Source organism: Halochromatium glycolicum (assembly GCF_016584085.1).
GTDB classification, from domain to species: domain Bacteria; phylum Pseudomonadota; class Gammaproteobacteria; order Chromatiales; family Chromatiaceae; genus Lamprobacter; species Lamprobacter glycolicus.
Genome location: NZ_NRSJ01000046.1, coordinates 38,273 through 44,272, shown reverse-complemented (window position 1 = coordinate 44,272; position 6,000 = coordinate 38,273). Strand labels below are relative to the sequence as shown.

General features: G+C 63.8%; 7 protein-coding genes and 1 pseudogene. 2 read left to right on the top strand and 6 right to left on the bottom strand.

Annotated features, from left to right (window positions below):
• Nucleotides 1-748 (bottom strand): IS630 family transposase (locus CKO40_RS19390; protein WP_200348103.1); only part of this gene is annotated, 748 nt, incomplete at its 3' end.
• Nucleotides 749-917: 169 nt separating this feature from the next.
• Between CKO40_RS19390 and CKO40_RS19385 the strand changes: the two genes are divergently transcribed.
• The gene (locus CKO40_RS19385; protein WP_200348102.1) at nt 918-1,163 is read left to right on the top strand and encodes a PIN domain-containing protein; all 246 of its coding nucleotides are present in this window, start codon (nt 918-920) and stop codon (nt 1,161-1,163) included.
• A gap of 3 nt (nt 1,164-1,166) precedes the next feature.
• Nucleotides 1,167-1,340 carry a hypothetical protein gene (locus tag CKO40_RS19380; protein WP_200348101.1) on the top strand — a complete coding sequence of 58 codons (174 nt, stop codon included), beginning with the start codon at nt 1,167-1,169 and terminating at the stop codon, nt 1,338-1,340.
• Nucleotides 1,341-1,431: 91 nt separating this feature from the next.
• On the opposite strand, the gene CKO40_RS19375 is transcribed toward CKO40_RS19380, so the two are convergent.
• From CKO40_RS19375 to hcp, 5 genes and pseudogenes are all read right to left on the bottom strand, one after another.
• Nucleotides 1,432-2,508: a transposase gene (locus CKO40_RS19375; protein ID WP_200348100.1), complete on the bottom strand. Its 1,077-nt coding sequence runs from the start codon at nt 2,506-2,508 to the stop codon at nt 1,432-1,434.
• On the bottom strand, nt 2,478-2,798 hold the full coding sequence (locus CKO40_RS19370) for a hypothetical protein (protein ID WP_200348099.1): 321 nt from the start codon (nt 2,796-2,798) through the stop codon (nt 2,478-2,480). Before CKO40_RS19370 ends, CKO40_RS19375 begins: the two co-directional genes overlap by 31 nt.
• An 84-nt stretch (nt 2,799-2,882) precedes the next feature.
• Nucleotides 2,883-3,056 (bottom strand): annotated as a pseudogene (locus tag CKO40_RS24575) (LuxR C-terminal-related transcriptional regulator); the annotation flags it as partial.
• Nucleotides 3,057-3,250: 194 nt separating this feature from the next.
• Nucleotides 3,251-3,784 carry a hypothetical protein gene (locus tag CKO40_RS19360; RefSeq protein ID WP_200348098.1) on the bottom strand — a complete coding sequence of 178 codons (534 nt, stop codon included), beginning with the start codon at nt 3,782-3,784 and terminating at the stop codon, nt 3,251-3,253.
• 341 nt (nt 3,785-4,125) lie between these two features.
• A complete protein-coding gene (gene hcp / locus CKO40_RS19355) occupies nt 4,126-5,754 on the bottom strand; it encodes a hydroxylamine reductase (protein WP_200348097.1) in 1,629 nt (542 codons plus the stop codon).
• Nucleotides 5,755-6,000: the final 246 nt, after the last annotated feature.

Genomic DNA, 6,000 nt, shown 5'->3' with positions numbered 1-6,000 from the left:
TGACTTCGGCGGCGTGATGGCTGCTGAAGTGGTCGAGGATCACGATGATGGCCCGGTAGTCGGCGTTAGCGGCCCGGATGGCGTCGAAGAACGCGGCGATCGCCGTCTGGTTAGACCGGGGCAAGAAGTCCTGCACGGACGTGCCGATAAGGGCGTAGAAGCCGATGGCGTTGGCTTTCAGGCGCGCGGTGTTCTTGGTGATTTCACCGTGACCGAAGTGCCAGACCCGGGCGGTGTTGGCCGTCAGTTGGGGGCTGGCCTCGTCGAGGAAGCCGAGGGCGACCTCGTTATCGCTGAGCCCCTGCGCCCGCAGGCGCTCATAGGCGTCGATCAAGCGCTGCTCGAGCTGCGCCTCGGCGTCGCTGGGGCGTTTGGCATCGTAGGGATACGGCTTGCCGAAGTGCATCCCGAGCTTGTCACGCAAGATGCGGCTGACCTGGCTCTCGGAGAGGGTCACACCAAAGTGCTCGCGGATCAGGGTGCGCACCTCGCGGGTCTGCCAGAACGGGCGGTCTTCGAGCAGGGCCTTCAGGGCGGCCAAGTCGCCCTCATCGAGCGCGGGCGGTCGGCCTGGCTCGCCACCGCTCTCGGTGGGATGGCAGACGCCCCGATACCCGCGCTCGCGCCACGCCCGCACCCACACATAAGCGGTCGGCTCGGGCACATCGACCATCGCGCAGATCTGCGCCAATGAGAGCGAGCGTGGCAATTCGGCGAGCAGGTTCAGCAAGGTCAGGCGCAGGCGCACGGTAAGGTCTTTACTCTTCCTGCAAATACCGGCGCAACTGCGTTTTGTTCGGAATCTCGATGCGACGACTGCGAGTCATCTTCATCACCTCCGAGTCAGGTCTGCAATACCTACTTAACTATAGAACAAACTGCTGTTAACTATATCCATCATAGAAGAAATTGCGGCTTTGGATATCTCCGAAGAGGCCAAGAACATCGCCAAGGACTTGGTCAGATTCCAAGCTGTCCCGACAAATAGTGAAGAAGATGCCTTGCACATCGGTATTGCTGCAGCGAACGGGATTGACTACTTGCTTACTTGGAACTTTAAACACATCAATAACGCCGAGATGAAGGGAGCCATCGTAAAGGTCGTAGAAAACCATGGTTTTGTCTGCCCGGTGCTATGCTCTCCAGAAGAGTTAGGAGCGTAAATCATGACTGAAGATCCTATCGTTGAAGAAATAAGGCGCTACAGAGCACAGCATGCTGCAAAGTACGGGCATGATCTTGATCGTATTTGTGAAGCATTGCGGGAACGCCAAGCGAAGTCATCCAGGAGGGTCGTTAAGCTTAATCCGCGTTTACTTCTTTCGAAAACCGGCAGCTAATCGGGTAAGGGCGGGTGTTTAACCCGCCCTCCCCACACCACCTAGCATGCGGGTCCGCTACCAGCCCTTTAAAGGTGGGTCGCCAGCCGTGTTAACGCCCAGCCAAGAGTTTAGCCGTGGAGACATGCGGCTTGCCCTTGTGCTTGGTCCTCGGGGTGGGAGGTTTCTTCGGCCCGCGCGGACTCTTACGCAGCTTCTTGAGGTTGACGCGCTGAGCGAGCGCGAGCAGCAAGTCAGCACAGTGCGCGCGATCGGCCTGCGCAAAGACCTGCCAGTGTTGCTCCTCGACCGCGATGGTGAGCCCCTCGCTGGTGCGGGCGATCTCGCCGGCCAAGTCATACTCCGAGACCGTCTCGTTGACATTCACCTCGGGATGGGCGGCGCGCAGCGCGGCCATCACCACCGCATCGAGGTTGAAGGCCACCAGGGCCAGGCAGAAGCCGAACAGGGCGGCTTGTGGATAGCCCAGGGTATTGAGCTCGGAGTGGAGATGCCCCTCAAGCTTTTGAAACGCCGTCTCGATGGTCCAGCGGCTGCGGTCGAGCTCGGCCACCGTGGCCGCATCGGCCTGTTCCGCTGGCAGGTTGGTCAAGACGATCAGTTGCTGATCGCCGTTGCGAGTGGGACGCTCGAGTTCGAGCACGATGCGCCGCCAGGTCCAGGTGTGCCCCTCGGCATCGGTGACCTGCACGGCCTGCTCGAACACCGGCCCATCCGCCCCGGTGCCGGCCGGTTGCAGGGCACTGAGCGGCTTGATATGGAGCCCCGTGTGATGGCGGATGAGGAAGGCGGCCTGACGGCGCGCGATGGCGGCCAAGAAGGCGGTCACACAGAAGTTGCGATCGGCGATCCACAGGTCGTTGGCCTGCACCGTCTCGGCGACGTCATCGAGCAGGCTGCGCTCCTGGGCATGGCCATCGGCGCATGGGAAGACATCGCTGAGCAGGCCCCGGGCGTCATCGAAGACCACCAGCGACTTGCCCGGCAAGGGCGCCGCGGCACTGTCGCGCAACGGCTTGAGCCGCCGTTCGCTGGCGGCCAAACAGTTGCCGTCAAGGTACAGGATGCGATAGCCCGGCAGGCGCTCGGCCCGGGCACCGCCGAGCGCATCGATCAGCTCAGCGGCATCCTGGGCGCTCAAGCGCACCAGCACTTGCGCGGTCGACACCTCCACCCCCTTGAGCTTGTCCCCCTTGAGCTGTTACAGACGGCCGCGATCGAGGCGGCGATCGACGCCTCCCGATAGGCGGCATTGACGTTGGCCTGCACCCGGCAGATGACCTGCAGCATCAGCCCGACCAGCGAGGAGAACAGGATCGGGCGGGTGGACTGCGCCCCGGACGCCGACTCGAACCAGCGCTCGAGCCGCTCGGCGTTGAGCAGCCGCTCCAGCAGGCCGCGCACCATCACGCTCGCCGGCGCGCGCTCGGCAAAACGCTCCAGAACACCGTCAAACATTCGCGCATCAACTCCAGGGCTGCCAGAAGATGCCTAGAATTTACAACGTGTTAGGGCGACCTTTAAAGGGCTGGTTATCACAGCCTATAAGCTCAAAGGCAAGCCGTTTACGGCATTCGCCTCGACGCGGTTGTGCAGGCCGAGCTTCTGCAGCAGGTGCTTGACATGCGCCTTCACGGTCCCGATCGCGCGCTCGAGCTCGCGGGCGATGAGCTTGTTGTTCAGGCCCTCGGCGATCAGCTCCAGGGGCTCGCGCCCGCGGGCGGTGAGGCCGGGTCGGGACTGGTCGGGTCGGGCTGCTCACGCAGCGCAGGCCAGCAGTTCGGTGAGCCGGGGACTGATCACCAGACGTCCCTGCATCGCCTCCTGCGGCCGCACGAGGATGTCCTCGGGCTACATGTCCTTGAGCAGGTGGCCGTCGGCACCGGCGCATCGCTCGCCGCGCCGGCTCACTACCCATCGTTCTCGGAAGACCATCCGTCGGCACCGGCGGCTGATGATGCGCCCCGCTGCGCCGGCTCGAGCCGGGATTGCGGCAGCGGCGCTGACCGCCCGAGCACCTGCCCGAGTGCGGCCTGAGCGCGCTCAGCGATGAAGCGCGGTGAGAGGCGTCGATCGGCGAACAGCAGCGTCTGATCGGCCGGGCGGTCGAGGTAGAGCACCTCGTCAGCGGCGGGTTGGAAGGGGCGCCGGCTGATGCGGGCGATACGCCCGAGGTTCACTCCCCGTCCATCGTCGAGCAGGATCAGATGCGGCGCCAGCCCGCGTGCCGGGTCCGGGCGCGGGAAATCGATCACCCCGAGCAGTTCATAGGCGCGATCCGTCACCTGCACCCCAAGCTGGATGTCGGTCTCGCGCAGCTCGGCGAGGTAGATGCGCTCACCGATCGCCGCGCGCAGGCGCTCGACCTGAACAGGATAATCGGCCGAGGGCCAAAGCCCGCCTTCGTCGGTCCAGCCGGATTCGCGATCGTCCGCAGACGCCATCATCAACACTCCCATAGACCGGATCGGACGCCCAGTCGTTCAGAGGCGACCAGTCTAGAGCAGCGGCACCTTCTCAGCCGCCGGCACGCACTGAGCCCGCCGACCGGTGACGCTGAGGCCGCGACCCGCTACAGCAAGAAACAGGTGCGCCGTTGGCTAGGATCATTCTTGCCGATCCCGGCCATGATCGGCTCAATAATCTGGTCGGTGGACGCCGGCATCCAGTGTTCTGGCATTGAGGACGGAGCACGACCGGCAGCGAATGGTTTCAGCCGCCACGCCGCCCGGACCGGTCGGGCGGGGTCGGGCGGGGTCGGGCCGAGCAGCCTGGGCCGAGCGGATCAGGCCGCGGCCATCATCGCCGCGACGTCTTGCTGGACATCGCCGATCGGCTTGATGTCGAACTGCTCGATCAGGACCTTGGCCACGTTCGGCGACAGGAAGGCCGGCAATGTCGGACCGAGCCGGATGTGCTTCACACCCAGATGCAGCAGCGCCAGCAGCACGATGATCGCCTTCTGCTCGTACCAAGCGATGTCGTAGGAGATCGGCAGCTCGTTGATGTCGTCGAGCCCGAACACCTCCTTCAGCTTCAGCGCGATATAGGCCAGCGAATAGGAGTCGTTGCACTGGCCGGCGTCGAGCAGCCGCGGAATGCCGCCGATCTCGCCCAGCTCCAGCTTGTTGTAGCGGTACTTGGCGCAGCCGGCGGTCAGGATCACCGCGTCCTGCGGCAGCGCCTGGGCGACCTCGGTGAAGTAACTGCGCTCCTTGTGCCGACCATCGCAGCCGCCCATCACGACAAAGCGCTTGATGGCGCCGGTCTTGACCGCGTCGACTACCTGATCGGCCAGGGCCATGACCTGGGCATGGGCGAAGCCGGTCGTGAGCTCGCCCTGCTCCAGCTCGGTCGGCGGGTCGCAGCGCTTGGCCTGTTCGATGAGCGCCGAGAAGTCCTTGGCGCCGCCCTCGGGTCGATCCGGAATGTGCTGGATGCCGGGCCAGCCGGTCATGCCGGTGGTATAGATCCGATCCCGATAGGCGCTCTTGACCGGCGTGATGCAGTTAGTGGTCATCAGGATCGGGCCGTTGAAGGCGGCGAACTCCTTGTCCTGCTGCCACCAGGCGTTGCCGTAGTTGCCGACGAAGTGCGGGTAGCGCTTGAACGCCGGGTAGGCATGCGCCGGCAGCATCTCGCTGTGGGTGTAGACATCGACGCCGGTGCCGGCAGTCTGCTCGAGCAGGTCCTCGAGGTCCTTGAGGTCGTGGCCGGAGATCAGGATGCCGGGATTCTGGCCGACGCCGAGCTTGACCTGGGTGATCTCGGGGTGGCCGTAGGCGGCGGTGTTCGCCTGATCGAGGAGGGCCATCGCGGTCACGCCCTTCTCGCCGCATTCCATCACCAGCGCCGTCATCGCGTCGAGGTTCAGCTCGCGAGTCGTCGCGGCCAGGGCCTTGATCATGAAGGCATAGATCTCGGGCTTCTCGAGGCCGAGAATGGCGGCGTGGTCGGTGTAGGCCGCCATGCCCTTGACGCCGTAGATCAGCAGTTCGCGCAATGAGCGCAGGTCTTCATCGGGCTGCGAGAGCACGCCGACCTCGGCGCCCTTGGCGGCATAGGTGCTCACCGGGCCGTGCCAGGTGACGGCATCCTGATCGCTGCTGTAGCCAATCGCGACCTTGAGTGCATCGCGCTTGGCGAGCGCGGACTGGATCAGCGCCTCGATCCTCGCCGCGTCGAAGTTGGAGTTGGTGATGGTCGCGAATAGCGCCTGCGAGATGAAGGGACCGACGGTATCATCCGCCCTGCCCTGGCGTTCGGCCTCCTCGGCGACCACCGCTAGCCCCTTGAGCACATGGACCAACAGGTCGTGCAGCACGGCGACACTCTCGGTCTTGCCGCAGATGCCCTTGGTGGTGCAGCCGGTGCCCTTGGTGGCCTCTTCGCATTGGAAACAGAACATACTCATTGTTGGAAGACTCGCTACGCTGACGATGATTCAGGGTGGAATGCCGGTGTCGGCAGGGACAGTCTTCCAACTCAGCGGGGATCGCGACTTGACCGCGGTCAAGACCCGTTTTAGCTCATATAAACAGTTACTTACAAAAAATAAGGATTTTGGGGCGCCCGACTCCCGAGATCGGCTGCAATGCAGTGTTTAGAAGCCCTAACAGAATGCCTCCCTTAGCCCGATAGATCAGGAGGTTGCGCGAGT

Excerpts from the sequence above, each read along its gene's own strand:
- CKO40_RS19380 (WP_200348101.1), top strand. The coding sequence starts at position 1,167 with ATGACTGAAGATCCTATCGTTGAAGAAATAAGGCGCTACAGAGCACAG.
- CKO40_RS19370 (WP_200348099.1), bottom strand. The coding sequence starts at position 2,798 with ATGTTTGACGGTGTTCTGGAGCGTTTTGCCGAGCGCGCGCCGGCGAGC.
- CKO40_RS19360 (WP_200348098.1), bottom strand. The coding sequence starts at position 3,784 with ATGGCGTCTGCGGACGATCGCGAATCCGGCTGGACCGACGAAGGCGGG.
- hcp (WP_200348097.1), bottom strand. The coding sequence starts at position 5,754 with ATGAGTATGTTCTGTTTCCAATGCGAAGAGGCCACCAAGGGCACCGGC.